The sequence below is a fragment of the Enterobacter sp. 18A13 genome, assembly GCF_007035975.1.
Classification (GTDB): domain Bacteria; phylum Pseudomonadota; class Gammaproteobacteria; order Enterobacterales; family Enterobacteriaceae; genus Enterobacter; species Enterobacter vonholyi.
The window spans coordinates 1140240-1164702 of record NZ_AP019634.1 but is presented as its reverse complement, the minus strand read 5'-3'; the positions used below and the strand labels follow the sequence as shown (position 1 = coordinate 1164702).

Sequence of the window (24463 nt, the reverse complement as noted above, 5' to 3'; positions counted from 1 at the left end):
CCGGCAAGCGTGAGCGCCACCGGGCGTTACAGACTTACTTACGACGCCAGGTCGTTCCCTGCGGGCCATCTTCCAGAATGATTCCCATCTCGGTCAGACGATTGCGCGCCGCATCTGCCGCCGCCCAGTCTTTCGCCTGACGCGCTTCCAGACGCGCTTTGATCAACGCTTCAATTTCCGCCACTTCACCGTCATCTGCCTGCGCACCGCTCTGCAGGAACGCGTCCGGCTCCTGCTCCAGCAGGCCAAGCACGGAAGAGAGCTTACGCAGATGGGACGCCAGCGCATTCGCCGCGGCCATATCTTCTGACTTCAGGCGGTTTACTTCGCGCGCCATGTCGAACAGCACGGAGTACGCTTCCGGGGTGTTGAAGTCGTCGTTCATCACCTCAACAAAGCGGGCTTCGAACGCTTCGCCGCCAGCAGCAGGAACAGACCTGTCGGTACCGCGCAGCGCGGTATACAGACGCTCCAGCGCCGAGCGTGCCTGTTTCAGGTTCTCTTCGCTGTAGTTCAGCTGGCTGCGATAGTGGCCGGACATCAGGAAGTAGCGCACGGTTTCCGCGTCGTAGTACTTCAGCACGTCGCGCACGGTGAAGAAGTTACCCAGCGATTTAGACATCTTCTCGCGGTCAACCATTACCATCCCGGAGTGCATCCAGTAGTTAACGTACTCGCCGCCGTGGGCGCAGGTGGACTGCGCGATTTCATTTTCATGGTGCGGGAACATCAGATCCGAACCGCCGCCGTGAATGTCGAAGTGCTTGCCCAGCTGCTTGCAGTTCATCGCGGAACATTCAATGTGCCAGCCCGGACGGCCCTCTCCCCACGGGGATGGCCAGCTTGGCTCGCCCTCTTTGGACATTTTCCACAGTACGAAGTCCATCGGGTTACGCTTCACGTCAACTACGTCAACGCGCGCCCCGGCCTGCAGCTGATCCAGATCCTGACGGGAAAGCGCACCGTAGGTTGGGTCCGTCGGCACGGAGAACATGACGTCGCCGTTGTCCGCAACGTAGGCATGACCGCGGGCGATCAGCTTTTCGGTGATCTCGATGATTTCGTGAATATGGTGGGTCGCGCGCGGCTCGCTGTCCGGACGCAGAATATTCAGGGCGTCGAAGTCTTTGTGCATCTCAGCGATCATGCGATCCACCAGCGCGACAAAGCTTTCGCCGTTTTCATTGGCGCGCTTGATGATCTTATCGTCGATGTCGGTGATGTTGCGCACGTATTTCAGGTTGTACCCCAGAAAACGCAGGTAGCGAGACACCACGTCGAAGGCGACAAAGGTACGGCCATGGCCAATGTGACAGAGATCGTAAACCGTAATACCACACACGTACATGCCAACTTCCCCGGCATGGATAGGTTTAAATTCCTCTTTTTGGCGCGTCATTGTATTAAAGATTTTTAACATCGAAGATTCCATGTAAACACGTGTGTGGTTGAAAACCGGCTATTCTACCCGTAATTCAAACCCGAAGCAGCACACAATGCAAGGTGATCGCATCCTGTGGTTATGCTATAACAAGCCCCTATAGATGACCCGAAGGCGGGTCGACGTACCACAATAACGGAACAGGATGCAAAAATGGTTACTTTCCACACTAATCATGGCGATATCGTAATCAAAACCTTTGATGACAAAGCGCCTGAAACAGTTAAAAACTTCCTGGACTACTGCCGCGAAGGTTTCTACAACAACACCATTTTCCACCGCGTGATCAACGGTTTTATGATCCAGGGCGGCGGTTTCGAACCTGGCATGAACCAGAAAGCCACTAAAGAGCCGATCAAGAACGAAGCGAACAACGGCCTGAAAAACACCCGCGGCACGCTGGCGATGGCGCGTACTCAAGCGCCTCACTCTGCTACCGCGCAGTTCTTCATTAACGTGGCTGACAACGACTTCCTGAACTTCTCCGGCGAAAGCCTGCAGGGTTGGGGCTACTGCGTATTCGCAGAAGTGGTTGAAGGTATGGACGTGGTTGACAAGATCAAAGCCGTCGCTACTGGCCGCAGCGGTATGCACCAGGACGTTCCTAAAGAAGACGTTGTGATTACAAGCGTGACCGTCAGCGAGTAATTCGTGGCGACACTCTTTATTGCAGATCTGCATCTGCAAACAGAAGAACCGGCGATTACCGCCGGTTTTCTGCGTTTTTTACGCGGTGAAGCGAAAAGCGCCGATGCGCTGTACATCCTGGGCGACCTGTTTGAAGCCTGGATTGGCGACGACGACCCTAACCCGCTGCACCGTGAAATGGCAGCCGCCATTCACGCGCTGGTAGATTCCGGCGTCCCCTGCTACTTCATTCACGGCAATCGTGATTTCCTGATCGGCAAGCGCTACGCCCGCGAAAGCGGCATGACGCTGCTGCCGGAAGAACGGGTACTCAATCTCTATGGCCGCAAGGTCCTGATCATGCACGGCGACACGCTCTGCACCGACGATACCGGCTACCTGGCGTTTCGCGCCAAGGTCCACACCCCGTGGATCCAGAAGGTGTTCCTTGCCCTGCCGCTGTTTATCCGCAACCGTATCGCTGCCAGAATGCGTGCAGGCAGCAAAGCCGCCAACAGCAGCAAATCCATGACCATCATGGACGTGAATCCGCAGGCCGTGGTAAGCGTGATGGAAAAGCATGACGTTCAGTGGTTGATCCACGGTCATACCCATCGTCCAGACGTCCATTCCCTTATCGCCAACGGCGAACCGGCCCATCGCGTGGTGTTGGGTGCCTGGCACACCGAAGGCTCCATGGTCAAAGTCACGCCAGAGGGCGTCGAGCTGATCGCTTTCCCGTTTTAACCCCTCAAAAATCATTCTATTTTTTTGAACAATATCGGCAAATTGTTTCGATTTTAATCAGTCCGTGGTCGGTCTACTATTTATCACATCAGGGAAAACGCCCTATCCCAGACAAAATACTTAAGGAATACGACCATGAAATCCATCAAAACTTTCGTTGCAGTTGCTGCTCTTTCTCTGGCTTCTTTCGGTTCTTTCGCTCAAAGCGTGAGCGCAACTGCCTCTACCCTTGACCGCGCAGAAGCGAAAATCGCTGCACAGGCTGCTGAACAGGGTGCGTCTTACAAAATCACCAGCGCGAAGGTCGACAACCGCGTCTATATGACCGCAGAACTGACGAAATAATGATTGCCCATCGACGAAAACAGACCGCCAGAATGCGGTCTGTTTTGTTATGAATTGACGGCAACAATGGTTCAAGATTTAACCGCGCAACCGTTTTCCTTGCCCGTATAACATGCTATTCTCTGTGCCCTCGAAAGCAGTGTGTTTCGCACCACAGGAGTTTTAAGACGCATGTCTTCCCGCAATAATCCGGCGCGTGTCGCCATCGTGATGGGGTCCAAAAGCGACTGGGCTACCATGCAGTTCGCCGCCGAAATCTTTGAAATCCTGAATGTTCCGCACCACGTTGAAGTGGTCTCCGCGCACCGTACGCCGGACAAACTGTTCAGCTTCGCAGAAAGCGCCGAAGAGAACGGTTATGAGGTGATCATTGCCGGCGCGGGCGGCGCAGCACATCTGCCGGGCATGATTGCCGCCAAAACCTTGGTACCGGTTCTGGGCGTCCCGGTACAAAGCGCCGCGTTAAGCGGTGTGGATAGCCTCTACTCCATCGTCCAGATGCCGCGCGGTATTCCTGTCGGCACGCTGGCGATTGGTAAAGCGGGTGCCGCCAATGCCGCCCTGCTGGCTGCGCAGATCCTGGCGACACACGATAAAGCGTTGCATCAGCGTCTGGCGGAGTGGCGTAAAGCCCAGACCGACGAAGTGCTGGACAATCCAGACCCGCGGGGTGCGGCATGAAGCAGGTTTGCGTCCTCGGTAATGGCCAGTTAGGCCGCATGCTGCGTCAGGCCGGTGAACCGCTGGGGATTGCCGTCTGGCCCGTCGGGCTGGACGCCGAGCCGGAAGCCGTCCCATTCCACCAGAGCGTGATCACCGCCGAGATCGAACGCTGGCCGGAGACCGCTCTGACCCGCGAGCTGGCGCTTCACAACGCCTTTGTTAACCGCGACGTGTTCCCAATCATTGCCGACCGTCTGACGCAAAAGCAGCTGTTCGACAAGCTCGGTCTGCCGACCGCACCGTGGCAGCTCCTGTCCGATAAAAGCGAGTGGAACGACGTCTTCGCCATGCTGGGCGAGCTGGCGATCGTGAAGCGCCGCGTGGGCGGCTACGATGGCCGCGGCCAGTGGCGCCTGCGCGCAAACGACACCGCCGAGCTGCCGGACGACTGCTACGGCGAATGCATCGTTGAGCAGGGCATTAACTTCAGCGGTGAAGTCTCGCTGGTTGGCGCGCGCGGGCATGACGGCCGCACGGTGTTTTATCCGCTGACGCATAACCTGCATCAGGACGGCATTCTGCGCACCAGCGTCGCCTTCCCGCACGCCAATGCTGACCAGCAGGCGCAGGCGGAAGAGATGCTCTCTGCCATCATGCACGAGCTGGGCTACGTGGGCGTCATGGCGATGGAGTGTTTTGTGACGCCGTCTGGTCTGCTAATCAACGAGCTGGCACCGCGCGTGCACAACAGCGGCCACTGGACGCAAAATGGCGCGTCCATCAGCCAGTTCGAACTGCACCTGCGCGCCATCACCAACCTGCCGCTGCCGCAGCCGGTGGTCAATAGCCCGTCGGTGATGATCAACCTGATCGGCACCGATCTGAACTACGACTGGCTGAAGCTGCCGCTCGTGCATCTGCACTGGTATGACAAAGAGGTTCGCGAGGGTCGTAAGGTCGGTCACCTGAACCTGAACGACAGCGACACGGGCCGCCTGAGCGCCACCCTGGAAGCCATGATCCCTCTCCTGCCGTCGGAATACGCGAGCGGTATTGTCTGGGCACAGTCAAAGCTCAAGTAAGACATCTGCGCCGGGGAGTTGACCTTCCCCTTCCCCGGCGTAAAATCCCCGCCCATTGCTGCTGAGTTTTCTTCTGGAATAACCATGAACGATGGAACGGACTATCGCGCGATCCTCGCGTCTGATACCCCTTTAATCGACGTTCGCGCGCCGATCGAATTTGCCCAGGGCGCGATGCCTGCGGCGATCAACCTGCCTTTAATGAACGACGACGAGCGCGCGGCCGTCGGCACCTGCTATAAACGCCAGGGCCCCGAGGCCGCGCTGGCGCTCGGCCATCGCCTGGTGAACGGCAACACGCGTGAAGCACGCATCAACGCCTGGCGGGAAGCCAGTCTTGCCCATCCTGAGGGTTTTCTCTGCTGCGCGCGCGGCGGCCAGCGCTCGCATATCTCGCAGGCCTGGCTGAAAGAGGCGGGTATCGACTACCCGCTGATCCGCGGCGGCTATAAGGCCCTGCGCCAGACGGCGATTCAGGTGACCATTGAGCAGTCGCAAAAGCCGATGGTGCTTATTGGCGGCTGTACCGGGAACGGTAAAACCCTGCTGGTGAAGCAGCACGCGCAGGGTATCGATCTGGAAGGGCTGGCGCACCATCGCGGTTCGTCGTTTGGCCGCACGCTCACGCCGCAGCTTTCCCAGGCCAGCTTTGAAAACCACCTTGCGGCTGAGCTCCTGAAAAAAGACGCCGCACGCTGGGTGCTGGAAGACGAAGGCCGGATGATTGGCTCCAACCACCTGCCGGAGTGCCTGCGCGACCGCATGGTTGAAGCCCCTATCGTGGTGGTCGAGGATCCGTTTGAGATCCGTCTTGAACGGCTGCGCGAAGAGTATTTCGACCATATGTGGGCGGATTTTTCTGCGGCCTACGGTGAAGAAGCGGGATGGAAAGAATACAGCGAGTACCTGCATCACGGCCTGTTCGCCATTCGCCGCCGTCTGGGGCTGCAGCGGTATGCGGAATTCACCGCGCTGCTAGATTCCGCGCTGTTGGAACAGCAACGATCTGGCCGCACGGACGCGCACTTCAGCTGGCTTGCGCCGCTGCTGAACGACTATTACGACCCGATGTACGGCTATCAGCTGGAGAAAAAGGTGGAGAAGATTGTCTATCGCGGGACGTACGGCGAGGTCGCTGACTGGCTTAATCGCTGAAAAAAGCCGGGTGGTGGCTACGCCTCACCCGGCCTACACGTGCATTTGTAGCCCCGGTAAGCGCAGCGCCACCGGGGAACAGACGGCTTAGAAGTCGTAACGCAGACGCACCAGGTTCATATCGCCCAGGTTGTCGGTGCTGGAAGTGAACACGTGTTCGTAATCCACGCGGAAACCGTAATCCAGCTGGAAGCTGATACCCACGCCGTTGTCGATGCGCTGGTAGTTACGGCCGTTCACGTACTCAATGCGATCACCCATGAAGTAAGGCTGGATGGATTTAACCGCGTACTGACCGACTGGGAATTTATAACCGGCGAAGTACTCAATACCCCACGCGTCGCCCGCAAAGTAATCGTTAACAGACACTTTTTTGGTGGTCAGGAAGTTCTGATACCAGCCGCCGCCTGCGGAGAAGGTCCAGTTGTCCGGGGTCCAGCTCAGCGCGGTACCGAGAATGTTCTGGTCGTAGGTTTTGCTGTCGCCGTTGTCCGGGTTACGCATGTCGGCGCGGGTGTAGTTCCACGCGGCGCCCCAGGTCAGGTCGGTAGTCAGGTGGTAATCCAGGCCCAGCGAGCCGCCGCCTTTACGCTTGTAGCGCAGGCCGTTGCCCGGCAGGTATTCACTGTCTTCAAACAGGTAGGATGCATAAATGTCAGCATCGCCCACGGTTTTCTTATATTTCAGCATTTTACGTGAACGGTAAGAACCGTCGTAATCGCCTTTGATCCCGTTACCCGGCGCCTGACCAATCATGTCGTAGTCCCAGACATCGGTTTTCGCGCCCACCACATCATAGTAAACGCTGTTCTGTTGACCGAAGGTCAGCGTACCCCAGGTGTCGCTCTTGAGACCGGTGTAGAGCATACGACGCGTCGTGTCGTGATCGCTCTCGCTGTAGTGGTTATCCCAGTTGAACATTGCAGGGAAGTTCACGCCCAGCTCGTAGTAGCTTACCCAGCTGATATCATCAAACAGGTAGTAATCTGCAGCGAAACGGAAGCGGGTACCGCCGTCAAAACCGTTACGCTTGTAGCTGTTTTTACCGTCGTCGCCGGTCATGTTCTGGAACTGAGGACGAATGCTGCCGCCAACGGTGAAATTCAGGCGGCTCAGCGGGTTACCCGCCTGAGGATCCTGCTTAAGAACCGTGATTTCCGCCTGAGAAGCGAAGGTAGTCAATGCCACTGCCGCGCCGATCGTTGCCGCCAGCGCTGATTTTTTTATAGTCATTATTTTTCCCTTAATAGACACGCTGCTAAATATTTAGCGGGTGAATATTAACTGGAAATAATCGGGCCGTGTGGTCGGTTTTTTAATGTTTTGTGCTACTAAATGAGTGGGTATTATCACTTTGTGCCATTTTAATACTACGCGCCGGAATTAAAAACCGACGCGTAATTATCACAGTGATAAATCAACTGGCAAACTGACGGAACAGGGCTTTGCCCTTTAGCAGCCGCGTGCCGAGCCAGCCTCCGCAGAGGGAAAGCAGCCCCGCGCCGCACAGAGGCAGGATCAACCAAAGACGCCAGTCAGGCTCCCAAGGGAAGTCGAAGACCTTTGTCTGCAGCACCGCCAGCGCCGTCTCTGCGCCAATGGCGGCCACCAGACCGGCCACCAGCCCCAGCAGCGCAAACTCGCTCCAGAGCGTCATTCGCAGCAGCCGCTTTCCGGCCCCCAGCGTGCGGTAAACCACCAGCTCCTGATGGCGCTGGCGCATGCCCACCTGCACCTGGGCCAGCAGCAACAGCACGCCGCAGATCGTTACCAGCACCACCATGACCTCCAGCGCACGGCTCACCTGCTCCAACACCTGCCCCACCTGTTTGAGGATCGCGCCGATATCCAGCAGGCTGACCGTCGGAAACTCCCGGTTGAGCTGGGTCAGCATACCGTTGCCGTTTTCCCAGCGGAAGCTGGTCAGCCAGCTCTGCGGCTGCCCGTCCAGCGCCCCCGGCGGGAAGATAAAGAAGAAGTTGGGCCGCAGGCTTTCCCAGTCCACTTTACGCAGGCTGGTGACCTTCGCGGTAAAATCCTGGGTATCGCCGGTAAAGGTGACGCTGTCCCCCAGCTTCACGTTCAGGCGCGTCGCCAGCCCCTCCTCCATCGACACCTCCCCCGCTTTTGGCGGCCAGGTGCCGGCGGTTATCGGGTTGTGGTCAGGGCGTTTCTCCTGCCAGGTCAGGTTCAGCTCGCGGTTCAGCGACTCGTCCTTGTTCCCCTCCGTTGGCTGCCCGTTGATCTGCGTCAGACGCGCGCGAACGATGGGATAGAACGACTCGGGGATGATGTGATGCTCCGCCAGGAAGCCCTTCAGCGGTGTAACCTGCTCAGGGGCGATATTGATCAGGAAATAGTTCGGGCTTTCCGGCGGAAGCTGCTGCTGCCAGCGATCGAGCAGATCGCCGCGCAGCACCAGCAGCAGTGCCAGCAGCATAAACGACAGCGAGAACGCCGACAGCTGGCTGAGCGTAGACCAGGGCTGGTGCAGCAGACGGTTGATCGCCAGGCGCACGGGCAGGGATTTTACCGTCACCCTTTTCAGGAGGTTAAGCAGTATCCAGCCCAGCACGCCGCACAGCAGCGCCAGCACAACCGCCCCGGCCAGCACCGCCCACAGCAGCGTGCTGCCGCCCATCAGCCACGCCAGCAGCCCCACCGCCACCGCAATAATCATCGGTAGGTAGAACTTCAGCGGCCAGACGTTCGCCACCACATCGTTGCGAAGCACGCGCAGCGGCTGCGTGGCGAGCAGCAGGCGGTAAGGCCGGAGCCCCACCAGCACCGAGATCACCGTCATCGCGCTCAACGCCCACAGCCACGGCCAGAGGCTGGCCGGCGGCAATGCGGCCGGGAGCACCGGTTTTAGCATCACCATCAGCAGTTTTTCAAACAGCAGCCCCATTATTCCGCCGGTCAGCGCCGACAGGATCAGCAGCATCAGCCACTGGCCGACGATCAGCTTGCGCAGCTGCGCCCGGCCCGCCCCCAGGGTTTTGAGGATCGCCACCAGGTCGTAGCGGCTGCGGCAGTAGTGCCCCATCGCCACGGCCACCGCCGCCACCGCCAGCAGCAGGGTCAACAGGGCCGACAACAGCAGGAACTGCTGAGAGCGCTCCAGCGATTTACCGAGCGCCCCCTCGTCCTGCTCCAGCCCGAACCAACGGTGCTCTGGTTTGAGCTGCGGCAGTAGCCATTTTTCATACGCGGCAAGCTGGGCGGGCGTGCCGCCAAACTTATAGCGCCAGGTGACGCGGCTGCCCGGCTGTACCGCATGGGTGGCCGCGACATCAGCGGTGTTCATCAGCAGGCGCGGCGCAAGCTGGAACGGGTTAAACCCAGAGTCAGGCTCCTGCACCACTTCCCCGGCGATTTTCAGCGTGGCGTCGCCGACGTCGATACTGTCTCCAGGTTTCAGGTTCAGCAGCGCCATCAGACGCGATGCCAGCAGCACCGTACCGGGCGTCGGCTTTAATCCCGGCGGGCTGGTCTGTAAGTCACCGTACATCGGGTAGATATCATCGACGGCCTTGACGCTCGCCAGCTGCGGCGTGTCGCCCGCGAAGGTCATGGTCTGGAAGGTGATTTGTTCCCCCACCTTCAGCCCTTCTTTGCGCGCTGCTTCAATCCAGCCCGACGGCACGGGGCGGGAGCTTTCCAGCGCCCTGTCTCCCGCCATAAACTCCCGGCTCTGCTGGCTGAGCCCTTTTTCCATGCGGTCACTGACGCTGCCGAGCGCCAGCACGCAGGCCACCGCCAGGCTGAGCGCCAGCCAGACAATCAGCAGCGAGGGCGAGCGCCACTCGCGCCAGAACCAGCGGGTAATCATGCTTCCTCCTGCAGAACGCCGTTCACCAGCCGCAGGCGACGGTCGCAGCGCGCCGCGAGCTGCGGATCGTGGGTCACGAGGATAAGCGTAGTGCCGTGCTCGCGGTTGAGCGAAAACAGCAGGTCGGCAATCCGGTCCCCGGTTTTACGGTCAAGGTTGCCGGTAGGCTCATCGGCAAAGAGCACCTCAGGGCGGCCGTTAAACGCGCGGGCCAGCGCCACGCGCTGCTGTTCACCGCCGGAAAGCTGGGCGGGAAGATGGTCGAGACGTTTACCCAGACCGAGCTGTTCCAGCAGCGCCTTCGCGTGAGCGCGACTTTCACGGCTATTTTCACCGCGCAGCAGCGCCGGGAGCTCGACGTTTTCCAGCGCGTTCAGGGTCGGGATCAGCATAAAGGACTGAAAGACAAAACCAACGTGACGCGCGCGCAGCGCGGCCCGCGCCTCTTCATCGAGCTGATGCAGCGGCTGCCCGACAAGGTGGACCTCGCCGCTGCTGCCGTCGTCCAGACCGGCTAAAATCGCCAGCAGCGTGGACTTGCCGGAACCGGATTCGCCAATCAGCGCGATGGTTTCAGCGCGTTTGACAACGAGTTCAACTCCGGTAAGGATGGAAAGCTCGTGCTCCCCCTGACCGACGGACTTCTTAAGATGATGAACTTCAACACTGTTTTCCGCTGGCATTTGCCCTTCCTGTTTTTGATTCTGATGACCTTCCGCGCGGCGGCAGCGGACACGTTACTGGTTCTCGGCGACAGCCTGAGCGCAGGCTATCGCATGGCGGCCAGCGCGGCCTGGCCCGCCCTGCTCAATGACAAATGGCAGAGCAAAACGTCTGTAATCAACGCCAGCATCAGCGGCGATACCTCGCAGCAGGGTTTATCGCGCCTGCCTGCGCTGCTCAAACAGCATAAGCCGCGCTGGGTGCTGGTTGAGCTTGGCGGTAATGATGGATTGCGCGGTTTCCAGCCTCAGCAAACCGAGCAAACGCTGCGTACCATTTTGCAGGACATCAAGGCGGCAAACGCCCAGCCGCTGCTGATGCAAATTCGCCTGCCCGCCAACTACGGTCGTCGGTATAATGAGGCCTTTAGCGCGATCTACCCTAAGCTTGCCAAAGAGTTTGATATTCCGCTGCTGCCATTTTTCATGGAAGAGGTCTATCTCAAACCCCAGTGGATGCAAGACGACGGGATCCACCCCAATCGCGATGCGCAGCCGTTTATTGCCGACTGGATGGCAACGCGGCTGGCTCCTTTAGTTAAACATGACTCCTGATTAAGCGGAGATCCTGACAGGTAAAGTTATGCAAAAATCGGTCTTAATTACAGGATGTTCCAGTGGAATCGGCCTGGAAAGCGCGCTCGAACTGAAGCGCCAGGGGTTTCGGGTTCTGGCGGCCTGTCGCAAACCTGACGACGTCGAACGCATGAACGGCCTGGGCTTTACCGGCGTGCTGCTGGATATGGACTCGCCGGAAAGCGTTGAACGCGCCGCCGATGAGGTGATCGCACTGACCGCTAATCGTCTGTACGGGCTGTTTAATAATGCCGGCTACGGCGTGTATGGCCCGCTGGACACCCTCTCCCGCGAAACGCTGGAGAAGCAGTTTTCGACCAACTTCTTCGGCGTGCATCAGCTCACCATGCGTCTGCTCCCCGCGATGCTGCCGCACGGTGAAGGGCGCATCGTGATGACGTCGTCGGTGATGGGACTGATTTCCACCCCGGGCCGCGGCGCCTACGCCGCCAGCAAATATGCGCTGGAGGCCTGGTCCGACGCCCTGCGCATGGAGTTACGCCACAGCGGCATTAAGGTCAGCCTGATTGAGCCCGGCCCGATCCGCACCCGCTTTACCGAAAACGTGAACCAGACCCAGGCGGATAAACCGGTCGAGAACCCCGGCATCGCCGCGCGTTTTACCCTCGGGCCAGAGGCGGTGGTAGCCAAAGTGCGCCATGCTTTTGAGAGTGAACATCCCAAAATGCGCTATCCGGTAACGCTGGTCACCCACGCCGTAGGCTGGTTAAAGCGCCTGCTGCCGGGCCGGATAATGGACAAAATTTTGCACGGTTGAGTTGAAGCGACGACGCTCATCCCCATGTAAAGAACAAACCGACAAAAGAGAAAGCCGCATGTCCGTACAGAATATCGTCAATATCACAGAAGCTAACCTGCAACAGACTCTTGAACAGTCGATGACCAAACCGGTCCTGTTCTACTTCTGGTCTGAACGCAGCCAACACTGCCTGCAGCTGACGCCGGTGCTGGAAAGCCTTGCCGCCCAGTACAACGGTCAGTTCATTCTCGCGAAGCTGGACTGCGACGCCGAGCCGATGGTCGCGTCTCAGTTTGGTCTGCGCGCCATTCCTACCGTCTATCTGTTCCAGAACGGCCAGCCTGTTGACGGTTTCCAGGGGCCGCAGCCGGAAGAGGCGATTCGCGCCCTGCTGGATAAAGTGCTGCCGCGCGAAGAAGAGCTGAAAGCGCAGGAAGGCATGGCGCTGATGCAGGAAGGCAAATACGACGAAGCGCTGCCGCTGCTCAAAGAGGCGTGGCAGCTGTCGAATCAGAACAGCCAGATTGGCCTGCTGCTGGCGGAAACGCAGATCGCCCTGCACCGCTCAGAAGACGCGGAAGCCGTACTCAAGACGGTTCCGCTCCAGGATCAGGACACCCGCTATCAGGGGCTAGTTGCACAAATTGAGCTGCTGAAGCAGGCGGCGGACACCCCTGAAATTCAGCAGCTGCAGCAGCAGGTTGCCGACAACCCGGCCGATGCCGCGCTGGCAAGCCAGCTGGCGCTGCAGCTGCATCAGGTGGGGCGTAACGAAGAAGCGCTTGAGCTGCTGTTCAGCCATCTGCAAAAAGATTTAGCCGCCGCGGACGGTCAGGCGCGCAAGATGTTCCAGGAGATCCTGGCCGCGCTGGGCACCGGAGACGCGCTGGCGTCGAAGTATCGTCGTCAGCTGTACGCGCTGCTGTACTGATAAAAAAAGCCCGGTGGCGGCTTCGCCTTACCGGGCCTGGAAAAGCCGATATTACCCCATCTTTTTCAACTGCGTCACCACCAGCTGGTGGCGCGCGTTGTAGAACTTCCGATAGGTCAGGTAGCAGGCAATGATGGTCGACAGGCTTGCCGTGGAAAGCAGCATAAACGTCACCATGATCTGATACTTAATCGCTTTTACCGGATCGATACCGGCAAAAATCAGCCCCGACATCATGCCCGGCAGGCTCACCAGCCCCACCGTTTTGGCGGAATCCACGGTCGGGATCAGCGATGAGCGAATGCTCTCGCGAATCAGCCGCGCCGAGGCCACTTTTGGCGTCGCCCCCAGGCTTAGTTTCTCCTGCAGCTGCTGCTGTTCGCTGCTGAAACGCTGGCCGAGATTGTTGTAACAGAGCCCAACGGCCACCATCGCGTTCCCCGCAATCATCCCCGAGATAGGGATAACCTGCATCGGCGTAAACTCAATCGAGCCGGAAAGTACCAGCACCGCCAGCGTGAGCGCCGTTCCGGTGGTAATCGCGATAAACGACGAAACAAACGCCTTATCGATGTATTTACTGCGCTTTTGCGCATTCCACGCCGCGTTAAAGCAGATAAAGAGCACCATCAGCAGCGTCAGCACCGCGTGGTTAACGTTGAAGATATACTTCAGCACATAGCCGACGATGATGAGCTGAACCACCGCGCGGCAGATACTCCACACGATATCTTTTTCCAGCCCCAGCTTTTCCCGGTAGCTAACCACAATCGCAATCAGCACCAGCACCATCGAAAAGGCCAGAGATTCGTTGGTAATATTATGTTCACCCACGGTTCGCCTCCTGCATTTTTCCGCCGTGCGGCTGGAGCGTAATCACGTCATCCGCATGGGTTATTTCGTTAGCGTCGTGCGTCACCCACAGCACGGCAATGTTCTGCTCCCGGGCGTAACGATGAATAATCTCGTTAACGTTGCGCTTGTTGACGTCATCGAGCGCGCTGGTGATTTCGTCCAGCAACAACACCTTCGGTAAAAACTGCAGGTTGCGGATCAGCGAGACCCGCTGCTTTTCGCCGCCCGACAGCGCGTTGATGGATTTGGTCAGCGTGTCCTGCGCCAGGCCAAAGCGGGCCAGATCGTTGATAAACTGTTCCGGCTCCGGCGTTTTATTGCGAATCTGCCACGGGAAAATCAGGTTGTCGTAAACCGTATCGCCAAAAAGCACGGGCGTTTGCACGCAGTACGAGACCTGCTGGCGATAGCTTTCCGGGGAAAGCGACGCGATATCCTCGCCTCCAAACAGAATGGCTCCCTCCGTCGGGCTGAGGAGTGACGCCACAATTTTCAGCAGCGTGCTTTTCCCACAGCCTGAGGGACCCGTGATTAATTTAAACTCGCCCGGCGACAGGCTAAACCCGACGTGCTGCAGGATCGTGTTTTCCCCGACTCGAAACCCGACGTCCCTGAGATGCAAAAGGTTTTTTTTATTGTTCATTGCGCTTCCGTTAACCGCTTCGTGTAATAACCGCCTGTAGCATAATCCTTTCGCCCGCACAGCGCGAATAGCCTCACGTTGAAGCAAGTGTTAAACTTTTTGTTTATAAATTGTCACCACCATCACTACAGGAAGTATGCAGCATGGCACATATCTTTTATGAGTTTCCCTCCCTGAAGCCTGGTGTTCCTGATGTCGAAACATTAATGGAAGTCATCAAATCGTCGGAGCTCACGCGGTTTGTGATAGGTGCAGAGGTGGTGGACTTTGTTAAGAAGGCGCTCATCGTGAACACCACGATCGGCAGCTTCAAAAATTGCTATTTCGCCTTCGACAACGGAACACACTTCCTTGAATTTGATGGTCAAGGCAAATCAAAACGCTTCAATGAGGTGCCGGACTGGTTCGTCTCTCCGGCGGAATTTTCACGCACCCAGTGGCTTATCAACCACGATCTTGCGGATGTGAAAGCCACCCGGTTCATTGAGGTCCTGATGTCCTATCCGCTGAAAGCGCGCCGTGCGCACTGTAATTTGTTATTCGGGCTGGAGCTGGAAAAGGTGAATGCGGTTCCGGCCGCGGCGTCAGCGGCAGGAAAAATCGGCAATAAAAACGGAAAAACCACCAAGCCCCGCGTCACCGATCTGGGATCGTTCGAGCTGTTCAGCCAGTTCTTTGCGCGCATGAAAACCGCCGTGCTGGCCGATGAGTTCCCTACCCTGCAGGTCCTGACGGGCATGGATAACCTGGCAAAAGCGCCGCATAATTTAAAGCAGGGTATCAGAACCTGGTTTAAAGCTATCGCGGGCGACCTTCCACCGAATAACAAACGCGTTGAGGCGGGAAATGCCGTTCTGTTCTGCGCCCCCATTCGCGAACAGATCCAGCGTATCGAAGCGCTGGGGCTGGAGAATTACTACCAGGGATTATCGAAAGCCATTGCCGAAGCGGGTGATGGATTCATCTCTGACTTTACCTATACTTACGAGCAATAAACGCACACTTTCACTCGTCACAGCATGCAAAACAGGAGGTTTTTATGCTTATCGTTGTTCCTGTCCTTATTTTCGTTGCGCTGGTTATCGTGGGCGCAGGCGTCAAAATTGTCCCTCAGGGCTATCAGTGGACCGTCGAGCGTTTCGGTCGCTACACCAATACCCTCCAGCCAGGCTTAAGCCTGATTGTTCCGTTCATGGACAGAATTGGTCGCAAGATCAACATGATGGAGCAGGTTCTGGATATTCCGTCCCAGGAAGTGATCTCCAAGGATAACGCCAACGTCACCATCGACGCCGTCTGCTTTATTCAGGTGATTGACGCGCCGAAGGCGGCCTATGAAGTCAGCAACCTGGAGCTGGCGATCGTCAACCTGACGATGACCAACATCCGTACCGTGCTCGGCTCGATGGAGCTGGACGAGATGCTTTCCCAGCGCGACAGCATTAACACCCGCCTGCTGCACATTGTCGATGAGGCCACCAACCCGTGGGGGATCAAAGTCACCCGCATCGAGATCCGCGACGTGCGCCCACCGGCGGAGCTGATCGCCTCCATGAACGCCCAGATGAAGGCCGAGCGAACCAAGCGCGCCTACATTCTGGAAGCCGAAGGGGTACGCCAGGCGGAGATCCTCAAAGCGGAAGGGGAAAAACAGTCGCAGATCCTGAAAGCAGAAGGCGACCGTCAGTCCGCGTTTTTACAGGCGGAAGCGCGTGAACGTTCAGCCGAAGCGGAAGCTCGCGCCACCCAGATGGTGTCCGAGGCGATTGCCGCCGGTGATATCCAGGCCGTGAACTACTTTGTGGCGCAAAAATATACCGACGCGCTGAAAGAGATCGGCTCCGCGAACAACAGCAAAGTGGTGATGATGCCGCTGGACGCCAGCAGCCTGATGGGCTCTATCGCGGGCATAGCCGAACTGATCAAGGACAGCGGAAACGAGCGTAAAAAATGATTGAGCTGATTGTTGCACATCCTCACGCCTTCTGGCTAAGCCTCGGCGGCTTATTGCTGGCGGCGGAGATGCTGGGCGGCAACGGCTACCTGCTCTGGAGCGGTGTTGCCGCCGTCATTACGGGTCTTCTGGTCTGGATCCTTCCCCTGGACTGGGCGTGGCAGGGCGCGCTGTTCGCCGCGCTGACGCTGGTGGCCGCCTGGCTGTGGTGGCGCTGGCTTAACCGGCGGGTCAAAGAGCAGAAACCGGTCGACGCCCACCTTAACCAGCGCGGACAGCAGATTGTCGGCAAGCGTTTTACGCTCGACACCGCGCTGGTGAACGGACGCGGGCACATGCGGGTGGGCGACAGCTCGTGGCCGGTGGTGGCCGACGATGACCTCAGCGCCGGCACGCGGGTGGAGGTCATTGCCGTGGAAGGCATTACCCTGCGGGTGAAAGCCTGCTAAGCGTGGGTTTTACGGTGGCAGCAGCCGGCAAGATTATCGATAATCGGGCAGTCGGCGCTGTCATCCCCCGGACAGGAGTCCGCGAGCTGCAGCAGCTGTTCGCGCATCGCCTGCAGCTCGACGATGTGGCGTTCAATTTCGGCCACTTTTTCCAGCGTGCGTTTTTTCACGTCGGCGCTGTGACGCTTCGGATCGTTGAACAGGTTAACCAGCTCGCCGCATTCTTCCAGATTAAACCCAACCTGTCTTGCCTGGCGAAGCAGCGTCAGCTCATCCAGATGCAGCTGCGTGTAGCTGCGGTAGCCGTTTTCACTGCGCAGCGGCGGCGTGACCAGCCCCTTCTCTTCATAAAAGCGGATCGCTTTGCTGGTTAAGCCGGTTTTTTTTGCCACGTCACTGATATTCACATTTCCCCCTTGACCTTCCCCTTGATGGAAGGTTTAACCTTCATAACAGTTAGCGAAAAGCGTTACTCCGGTCAACAACTGACCAATATATTATACGGGAGTTTTGTTATGTCTCACACTATAGACCTGACGCTGGACGGCCTCTCCTGCGGCCACTGCGTCAAACGCGTTAAAGAAAGCCTGGAACAGCGCCCTGATGTGGAAAGCGCTGACGTGACTATCGATCATGCCGCCGTCACCGGCAGCGCCAGCGTGGATGCGCTGATCGATACCATCAAGCAGGCCGGTTACGGGGCGGAGTTAAGCCACCCAAAGGCTAAACCGCTGGCAGAGTCATCATCCCCGTCGGAAGCACTGACAGCGGCCACTCCTGAGCTTCCGGCAGCGGATGATATTGATGACAGCCAACAGCTGCTGATCAACGGCATGAGCTGCGCCAGCTGCGTCTCCCGGGTACAAAACGCCCTGCAGGCGGTACCGGGCGTCGCCCAGGCACGGGTCAATCTTGCGGAGCGTACTGCGCTGGTGATAGGCAGTGCCTCCGCCGCAGAATTAGTGCAGGCCGTTGAGAAAGCGGGCTACGGCGCGGAGGCCATCGAAGACGATGCCGAGCGTCGCGAGCGCCAGCAGGAAACGGCTATCGCCACCATGAAGCGCTTCCGCTGGCAGGCGATTGTCGCCCTGCTGGTCGGTATTCCGGTGATGGTGTGGGGCATGCTCGGCGACAACATGATGGTCACCGACGACAACCGCACGCTGTGGCTGGTGATTGGTTTGATTACCCTTGCGGTGATGGTGTTCGCAGGCGGACATTTCTATACCAGCGCCTGGAAGAGCCTGAAAAACCGCACCGCGACGATGGATACGCTGGTGGCGCTCGGTACCGGCGCGGCGTGGCTCTATTCGATGAGCGTGAACGTCTGGCCCCAGTGGTTCCCGATGGAGGCGCGCCATCTCTACTATGAAGCGAGCGCGATGATTATCGGCCTGATTAACCTGGGCCATATGCTGGAAGCCCGCGCCCGCCAGCGCTCCTCGAAAGCGCTGGAAAGATTGCTTGATTTAACCCCGCCGACGGCCCGCGTGGTCACGGACGAGGGGGAAAAGAGCGTTCCATTGGCTGAGGTTCAGCCCGGCATGACGCTGCGTCTGACCACGGGGGACCGCGTTCCCGTTGACGGTAAGATAACCCAGGGCGAAGCCTGGCTGGATGAAGCGATGCTGACCGGGGAGCCTATTCCCCAGCAGAAATCCGATGGCGACGCCGTGCATGCCGGTACGGTGGTGCAGGACGGCAGCGTGCTGTTCACCGCCAGTGCCGTCGGCAGCCACACCACGCTGTCGCGTATTATCCGCATGGTGCGCCAGGCGCAAAGCAGCAAGCCGGAGATAGGCCAGCTTGCTGACAAAATCTCGGCCATTTTTGTGCCGGTGGTGGTCGGTATTGCCCTGCTGAGCGCGGCGATCTGGTATGTCTTCGGCCCGGCGCCGCAGATTGTGTATATCCTGGTAATCGCCACCACGGTGCTGATCATCGCCTGTCCGTGCGCCCTGGGCCTCGCGACGCCGATGTCGATTATCTCCGGCGTAGGCCGCGCGGCCGAATTTGGCGTACTGGTGCGGGACGCGGACGCGCTGCAGCGGGCCAGCACCCTGGACACGCTGGTGTTTGATAAAACCGGCACGCTGACCGAAGGTAAACCACAGGTGGTCGCCGTTACGACCGCTGGCATTACCGAAGAAGAGGCGCTGCGGCTTGCCGCCGCGCTGGAGCAAGGCTCAAGCCATCCGCTGGCGCGCGCCATTCTCGATAAAGCCAATGCGTCTGCCCTGCCGCATGTGAGCAATTTCCGCACCCTGCGCGGGCTCGGCGTGAGCGGTGAAGCAGAAGGCCACGCGCTGCTGCTGGGCAATCAGGCGTTGCTCAATGAAAACGGTATTGATACCGCCGCGCTGGAAAACGAGCTGAAGGCGCAGGCGTCACAGGGCGCCACCCCGGTTCTGCTGGCGGTGGATGGCAAAGCCGCCGCGCTGCTGGCCGTGCGCGATCCGCTTCGCCAGGACAGCGTGGATGCCTTACAGCGCCTGCACCGTGCGGGCTACCGTCTGGTGATGCTGACCGGGGATAACCCCACCACCGCCAACGCCATCGCGAAAGAGGCCGGTATTGATGAGGTCATTGCAGGCGTACTGCCGGACGGCAAAGCGGACGCCATCAAGAAACTGCAAAGCCAGGGTCGTGAGGTGGCGATGGTCGGCGACGGCATTAACGATGCCCCGGCGCTGGCCCAGGCGGACGTGGGGATCGCAATGGGCGGCGGGAGCGATGTCGCCATCGAAACCGCAGCCATCACGCTGATGCGCCACAGCCTGATGGGCGTTGCCGACGCGCTGGCCATTTCAAAAGCCACGCTGCGCAACATGAAGCAGAACCTGCTGGGGGCGTTCGTCTATAACACCCTCGGGATCCCAATCGCGGCCGGTATTTTGTGGCCGCTGACCGGCACGCTGCTGAACCCGGTGGTCGCGGGCGCGGCGATGGCGCTCTCCTCCATCACCGTGGTCAGCAACGCCAACCGGCTGTTGCGGTTTAAACCGAAGGATTGAACCTTGTACCCGTACGCGCTAGCATGAACCTTTCCGTTTATGGAGCGCGTATGGGTCTGTTTCATCGTATAAAAACATCGTTTCGCGCCCTTTTCCCTCGCCGTTACGCCTGGCCCGGTCTGGATATCTCGCTTCCCGGCGGGCAACACCTGCACCTGGTCGGCAGTATCCATATGGGCACGCAGGGTATGTCACCTCTGCCGCCCGGTCTGATAAAGCGCCTGAAGCGCGCCGACGCGCTGGTCGTCGAGGCGGACATCTCGGGCCATGAGTCACCGTTTGCCGGGCTTGAAAGCGATCTCCCGCTGGCGGAACGTCTGAATGAGGCCCAGCTCGCGGAACTGACGCGCGTCGCCGAGGAAACCGGCGTATCGCTCTCCATGATTGACACCCTGCCGCTGTGGCAAATCGCAATGGTATTACAGGCCACGCAGGCCCAGCGTCTGGGGCTGCGGGGTGATTACGGCATTGATTACCAGCTGCTGAACGTGGCGCGGGCGCGCCGTATGCCGATCATCGAACTGGAAGGTACGGACAGCCAGATTGCGCTCCTGCGAGAGCTTCCCGACGACGGTCTGATGCTGCTGGATGATACCCTCACCCACTGGCACACCAACGCACGCCTGCTGCAGACCATGATTGGCTGGTGGCTGGATGCACCGCCCGCGGACGGCAGGCTGGCGCTACCGTCGACGTTCAGTGAATCGCTGTATGATGTGCTGATGAATGCGCGTAACAAAGCCTGGCGAGAGACGCTGCATGCTCTGCCAGCGGGGGAATACGTGGTGGCGGTTGGGGCGTTACATTTATACGGCGAAGGGAATTTGCCGTCGTTGCTGAAATAAAAAAATGGCCAATATCTCTATTGGCCCGTCAAAGAGGAATTTCATCGTTTTTATTATACCGAAGTGACCTTCGGCTGAGCCGATTGTCGCTCAAAGTGACCATCACTGCCAACACTATTGCGCAAGATGGTGCTATTTTTTAGACAAACGTCAGGCGTATGCTGGCTGCATGAATTGTCTGTCGTAAGAAGGATAGCTATGACTCCCGCCGTTAAATTACTCGAAAAAAACAACATTTCTTTCCGGATCCACACCTACGATCACGATCCGAATGAAACCAACTTTGGTGATGAAGTGGTGCGCAAGCTGGGGCTGAACGCTGACCAGGTTTATAAAACGCTGCTGGTGGCGGTGAACGGCGATATGAAGCACCTCGCCGTCGCGGTGACTCCCGTGGCAGGACAGCTGGATCTGAAGAAGGTCGCCAAAGCGCTGGGGGCGAAGAAGGTGGATATGGCGGATCCCATGGTGGCGCAACGCACCACGGGCTACCTGGTGGGCGGGATCAGTCCGCTCGGACAGAAAAAACGCCTGCCGACGCTGATCGATGCTCCTTCACAGGAATTTGACACCATCTTTATCTCCGGTGGCAAACGCGGGCTGGACATTGAGCTGGCGGCGGGCGATCTGGCAAAAATGCTGGACGCGAAGTTTGCGGATATTGCCCGCCGGGATTGAGTAAATTGCCCGGTGGCGCTGCGCTTACCGGGCGTACGATTCGAATGCAGGCCGGGTAAGGCGAAGCCGCCACCCGGCACAAAACCCCCGCACTACTGCCAGCTCACCTCACCTTTCGGCTCATACGCATTCACGTCAATCGGCGAATTCTGCTCGATATACTGCTTCAGCACTTCCGCATCGATAAAGCCGGTATTCACGTATCCCGGCTTATTATCAATATGCGGATAGCCGTCGCCGCCGGTGGCGTTAAAGCTTAACGTCGCCAGACGGTAGGTTTTCGCCGGGTCAACCGGTTCGCCTTTGATCTTCAGGTCGTTAAGCTTGCCGTCTTTCGCTACGAAGCTCACGTTGGCAAACTGTGGATAGGCCCCGGAATCCGGCTTCATCTGCGCCACGGCGGTCAGGTACTCAACAACCTCTTTCCCGCTCATGTCAGCATAAACCACCACGTTGCCGAACGGCTGCACCTTCAGAACGTCTTTATAGGTGATGTTTCCACCTTCGATGGAATCTCGAATACCGCCGCCGCTCATCACCCCAAAATCAGCCCCGGTGCGCGCCATTTGCGCCGCCAGCACCAGGTGACCCATGTTGGTCTGCACGAAGCGAACTTTACTGCGGTCCCCCTCCAGACGCCCGTTCAGCGTGCCGATTTTCACGTCCAGCTGCGCCTTGCCTTTGTTCTGGAACGGCGTCAGCAGGGAGAGCATCTGCTGGTTTTCAGCGATTTCTGGCGTGTAAAGTACGCGCTCGCTTTTCCCGTCAGGGTAAGTGACCTTCTTCTTCAGGTTGACCGGGATAAGCTGATAATGAACCAGCTTCATCTCGCCGTTACGGAACTCAAAGTCCGCCCTGCCCACGTATTTGCCCCACTCGTGCGCCTGCACAATCCAGATACCGTTCTGACGGTCTGGCGCACAAGGCGTGCCCGGGACATAGTCCACCTGCTTTTTGTTCTCGGATGCCATACAAACCGGATCCTGTGAGTGACCACCCACAATCATCGCCAGCGAGCCCGCAGGCAGGCTGCGCGCCATCTCTACGTCGCCCGGCGCATTGGAGCCATGCTCGCCGTTGTCATAGTGCCCCATGTGCGTGGTGGCGATAATCACGTCCGGCTTTTCGTTTTGCTGCAGCTCCTGAATCACCAGCTTCGCTTCGTCTGCCGGTTTACGGAATTCGATATCGGTAAAAAACTCAGGATTGCCAATTTTCGCCGTGTCGTCGGTGGTTAAGCCGATGACCGCGATCTTCAGATCCTGACGCTTAAACAGCGCCCACGGCTTAAACAGGCGCTCGCCGGTGCTTTTCTGGTAAATATTAGCGGAGAGGAACGGGAATTTGGCCCATTTCTCCTGCTGACGCAGCACGCTGAGCGGATTATCAAACTCATGGTTACCGACGGCCATCGCGTCGTAGCCAATCAGATTCATGCCGCGAAAGTCGGGCTCGGCGTCCTGCAGGTCGGATTCCGGCACGCCGGTATTGATATCGCCGCCTGAGAGCAACAGCACGCTGCCCCCCTGGGCCGCCACCTCTTTACGTATTCCATCCACCAGCGTTTTTTGTGCCGACAGGCCATATTCGCCGTATTCACTGCGCCAGAAATGGCCGTGGTGGTCGTTGGTATGCAGAATGGTGATTTTATAGGTTTTGTCTTTTTCATACGCCTGCGCGGGCAGGCTTACCAGCCCCCACGCCGCGATGAGCGCCAGCGCGACGCCCCGCTTCATTAACTTCATCTTCTCTCTCCCTGACCAATAGACAAAGGCAGAAATTACAGTGACTAATAAGAATAGACAAATAAGTTTTCAGAATTGCGACTTTCTTCAAATGTCCCGGGCGGGTATGTTAGTCGGATAATAATTACACCCTGCACCTCTAATAACTAAAGACGTGGTACTTCTCTCTATGGCAATCAGTGAATCAACTCAGCCCGTTCCGGGCGCGCCGGCGTCGCGCACCTCCTTTAAAGTCTTAGGCGCAATCAGTCTCTCGCACCTGCTCAACGATATGATCCAGTCGTTGATTCTGGCAATTTACCCGCTGCTGCAGTCCGAATTTTCGTTAACCTTCGTGCAGATCGGGATGATCACCCTGACCTTCCAGCTGGCTTCCTCGCTGCTGCAGCCGGTGGTGGGCTACTGGACGGATAAATACCCGATGCCGTGGTCGCTGCCGGTTGGCATGTGCTTTACCTTAAGCGGGCTGGTGCTGCTGGCCATGGCCGGGAGTTTTGAAGCCGTGCTGATTGCCGCCGCGCTGGTAGGCACCGGCTCGTCCGTGTTCCATCCGGAGTCTTCCCGCGTGGCGCGCATGGCGTCCGGCGGTCGTCATGGCCTGGCGCAGTCACTTTTCCAGGTGGGCGGTAATTTTGGTAGCTCTCTCGGCCCGCTGCTGGCCGCGGTGATTATTGCCCCGTACGGTAAAGGCAACGTGGCGTGGTTTGTGCTGGCCGCGCTGCTGGCGATTATCGTGCTGGCACAGATTAGCCGCTGGTATGCCGCTCAGCATCGCGTGAATAAAGGAAAACCTAAAGCGAAGGTTATCAATCCCCTGCCGCGCAATAAGGTTATCCTGGCGGTTTCCGTCCTGCTGGTGCTGATTTTCTCGAAATACTTCTATATGGCGAGCATCAGCAGCTATTACACCTTTTATCTGATGCAAAAATTCGGATTATCGGTACAAAACGCGCAGATCCACCTCTTTGCCTTCCTGTTTGCCGTTGCGGCCGGTACGGTCATTGGCGGGCCCGTGGGTGATAAGATCGGGCGGAAATATGTCATTTGGGGCTCTATCCTCGGCGTGGCGCCCTTTACCCTCATTTTGCCGTACGCCAGTCTTGAATGGACGGGCATTTTAACCGTGATTATTGGTTTTATCCTCGCCTCCGCGTTTTCCGCCATTCTGGTCTATGCCCAGGAGCTGCTGCCCGGACGTATCGGTATGGTTTCCGGACTGTTTTTCGGTTTCGCTTTCGGCATGGGGGGGCTTGGGGCAGCGGTTTTAGGGATGATTGCGGATCACACCAGCATCTTCCTGGTTTATAAAATCTGCGCTTTCCTGCCACTTCTTGGGATGTTGACCATATTCCTGCCTGATAACCGCCACAAAGCGTAAATTACGGGCAGCCAAAGTTTG

Annotated in this window: 24 protein-coding genes; 16 read left to right on the top strand and 8 right to left on the bottom strand. The window is 58.1% G+C overall.

Annotation, left to right across the window (positions count from 1 at the left end):
• Positions 1-34 precede the first annotated feature (34 nt).
• Positions 35-1420, bottom strand: a complete 1386-nt coding sequence (gene cysS, locus FOY93_RS05680; protein ID WP_143344779.1) for a cysteine--tRNA ligase — start codon at positions 1418-1420, stop codon at positions 35-37.
• Positions 1421-1594: 174 nt separating this feature from the next.
• Between cysS and ppiB the strand changes: the two genes are divergently transcribed.
• From ppiB to mnmH, 6 genes are all read left to right on the top strand, one after another.
• Positions 1595-2089: a peptidylprolyl isomerase B gene (gene ppiB / locus FOY93_RS05675; protein ID WP_127729840.1), complete on the top strand. Its 495-nt coding sequence runs from the start codon at positions 1595-1597 to the stop codon at positions 2087-2089.
• A 3-nt stretch (positions 2090-2092) separates the two neighbouring features.
• Complete coding sequence (lpxH, locus tag FOY93_RS05670; protein WP_133293919.1) at positions 2093-2815, top strand: UDP-2,3-diacylglucosamine diphosphatase; 723 nt, start codon at positions 2093-2095, stop codon at positions 2813-2815.
• 135 nt (positions 2816-2950) lie between these two features.
• Entirely contained in the window at positions 2951-3160 is a 210-nt protein-coding gene (locus FOY93_RS05665; protein WP_111963370.1) for a YdgH/BhsA/McbA-like domain containing protein, read from the top strand.
• A gap of 171 nt (positions 3161-3331) precedes the next feature.
• Entirely contained in the window at positions 3332-3841 is a 510-nt protein-coding gene (gene purE / locus FOY93_RS05660; protein WP_014882834.1) for a 5-(carboxyamino)imidazole ribonucleotide mutase, read from the top strand.
• Entirely contained in the window at positions 3838-4905 is a 1068-nt protein-coding gene (gene purK, locus FOY93_RS05655) for a 5-(carboxyamino)imidazole ribonucleotide synthase (RefSeq protein ID WP_133293918.1), read from the top strand. Before purE ends, purK begins: the two co-directional genes overlap by 4 nt.
• A gap of 84 nt (positions 4906-4989) precedes the next feature.
• A complete protein-coding gene (gene mnmH, locus FOY93_RS05650) occupies positions 4990-6060 on the top strand; it encodes a tRNA 2-selenouridine(34) synthase MnmH (RefSeq protein ID WP_133293917.1) in 1071 nt (356 codons plus the stop codon).
• Positions 6061-6147: 87 nt separating this feature from the next.
• Here mnmH and FOY93_RS05645 read toward each other — a convergent pair whose 3' ends face one another.
• The 3 genes from FOY93_RS05645 to ybbA form a co-directional block, all read right to left on the bottom strand.
• Positions 6148-7293: a porin gene (locus FOY93_RS05645; RefSeq protein ID WP_133293916.1), complete on the bottom strand. Its 1146-nt coding sequence runs from the start codon at positions 7291-7293 to the stop codon at positions 6148-6150.
• A gap of 184 nt (positions 7294-7477) precedes the next feature.
• The gene (gene ybbP / locus FOY93_RS05640) at positions 7478-9892 is read right to left on the bottom strand and encodes a putative ABC transporter permease subunit YbbP (protein WP_136195302.1); all 2415 of its coding nucleotides are present in this window, start codon (positions 9890-9892) and stop codon (positions 7478-7480) included.
• On the bottom strand, positions 9889-10575 hold the full coding sequence (gene ybbA, locus FOY93_RS05635) for a putative ABC transporter ATP-binding protein YbbA (RefSeq protein WP_008499319.1): 687 nt from the start codon (positions 10573-10575) through the stop codon (positions 9889-9891). The genes ybbP and ybbA overlap by 4 nt, the downstream gene beginning before the upstream one ends.
• On the opposite strand from ybbA, the gene tesA reads away from it, so the two are divergent.
• Genes tesA through FOY93_RS05620 form a run of 3 tightly spaced genes read left to right on the top strand, consistent with a single transcriptional unit; the run spans position 10546 to position 12881 of the window.
• Positions 10546-11169 carry a multifunctional acyl-CoA thioesterase I/protease I/lysophospholipase L1 gene (gene tesA, locus FOY93_RS05630; protein WP_115874389.1) on the top strand — a complete coding sequence of 208 codons (624 nt, stop codon included), beginning with the start codon at positions 10546-10548 and terminating at the stop codon, positions 11167-11169. The genes ybbA and tesA overlap by 30 nt on opposite strands.
• Positions 11170-11197: 28 nt before the next feature.
• The gene (locus FOY93_RS05625; RefSeq protein WP_136195300.1) at positions 11198-11968 is read left to right on the top strand and encodes an SDR family oxidoreductase; all 771 of its coding nucleotides are present in this window, start codon (positions 11198-11200) and stop codon (positions 11966-11968) included.
• A 58-nt stretch (positions 11969-12026) separates the two neighbouring features.
• Positions 12027-12881: a co-chaperone YbbN gene (locus tag FOY93_RS05620; RefSeq protein WP_023310624.1), complete on the top strand. Its 855-nt coding sequence runs from the start codon at positions 12027-12029 to the stop codon at positions 12879-12881.
• Between the two features lie 51 nt (positions 12882-12932).
• Here FOY93_RS05620 and fetB read toward each other — a convergent pair whose 3' ends face one another.
• The gene (fetB, locus tag FOY93_RS05615) at positions 12933-13715 is read right to left on the bottom strand and encodes an iron efflux ABC transporter permease subunit FetB (protein ID WP_111963376.1); all 783 of its coding nucleotides are present in this window, start codon (positions 13713-13715) and stop codon (positions 12933-12935) included.
• Complete coding sequence (fetA, locus tag FOY93_RS05610) at positions 13708-14379, bottom strand: iron efflux ABC transporter ATP-binding subunit FetA (protein ID WP_136195299.1); 672 nt, start codon at positions 14377-14379, stop codon at positions 13708-13710. The genes fetB and fetA overlap by 8 nt, the downstream gene beginning before the upstream one ends.
• Before the next feature lie 143 nt (positions 14380-14522).
• Between fetA and FOY93_RS05605 the strand changes: the two genes are divergently transcribed.
• From FOY93_RS05605 to FOY93_RS05595, 3 genes are read left to right on the top strand one after another with little or no spacing between them, the layout of a single operon-like run.
• Entirely contained in the window at positions 14523-15374 is an 852-nt protein-coding gene (locus tag FOY93_RS05605) for a hypothetical protein (protein ID WP_143344778.1), read from the top strand.
• 44 nt (positions 15375-15418) lie between these two features.
• A complete protein-coding gene (locus FOY93_RS05600; protein ID WP_008499312.1) occupies positions 15419-16333 on the top strand; it encodes an SPFH domain-containing protein in 915 nt (304 codons plus the stop codon).
• Complete coding sequence (locus FOY93_RS05595; RefSeq protein ID WP_032656590.1) at positions 16330-16782, top strand: NfeD family protein; 453 nt, start codon at positions 16330-16332, stop codon at positions 16780-16782. Before FOY93_RS05600 ends, FOY93_RS05595 begins: the two co-directional genes overlap by 4 nt.
• Here the strand turns inward: FOY93_RS05595 and cueR are convergent.
• Positions 16779-17189 (bottom strand): Cu(I)-responsive transcriptional regulator, encoded by a 411-nt coding sequence (gene cueR, locus FOY93_RS05590; protein WP_021241620.1) that lies wholly within the window; start codon positions 17187-17189, stop codon positions 16779-16781. The genes FOY93_RS05595 and cueR overlap by 4 nt on opposite strands.
• A 108-nt stretch (positions 17190-17297) precedes the next feature.
• Here cueR and copA point away from each other — a divergent pair, with 108 nt between their 5' ends.
• From copA to ybaK, 3 genes are all read left to right on the top strand, one after another.
• The gene (gene copA / locus FOY93_RS05585; protein WP_143344777.1) at positions 17298-19796 is read left to right on the top strand and encodes a copper-exporting P-type ATPase CopA; all 2499 of its coding nucleotides are present in this window, start codon (positions 17298-17300) and stop codon (positions 19794-19796) included.
• Between the two features lie 50 nt (positions 19797-19846).
• Positions 19847-20641, top strand: coding sequence for a TraB/GumN family protein (locus tag FOY93_RS05580; RefSeq protein ID WP_023293131.1), 795 nt, complete (start codon positions 19847-19849; stop codon positions 20639-20641).
• 198 nt (positions 20642-20839) lie between these two features.
• Positions 20840-21319 carry a Cys-tRNA(Pro)/Cys-tRNA(Cys) deacylase YbaK gene (ybaK, locus tag FOY93_RS05575; protein WP_023343509.1) on the top strand — a complete coding sequence of 160 codons (480 nt, stop codon included), beginning with the start codon at positions 20840-20842 and terminating at the stop codon, positions 21317-21319.
• Positions 21320-21411: 92 nt separating this feature from the next.
• Here ybaK and ushA read toward each other — a convergent pair whose 3' ends face one another.
• A complete protein-coding gene (ushA, locus tag FOY93_RS05570) occupies positions 21412-23064 on the bottom strand; it encodes a bifunctional UDP-sugar hydrolase/5'-nucleotidase UshA (RefSeq protein WP_143344776.1) in 1653 nt (550 codons plus the stop codon).
• Between the two features lie 169 nt (positions 23065-23233).
• Here ushA and FOY93_RS05565 point away from each other — a divergent pair, with 169 nt between their 5' ends.
• Positions 23234-24442, top strand: coding sequence for an MFS transporter (locus FOY93_RS05565; RefSeq protein ID WP_143344775.1), 1209 nt, complete (start codon positions 23234-23236; stop codon positions 24440-24442).
• The last annotated feature ends 21 nt before the right edge of the window (positions 24443-24463 follow it).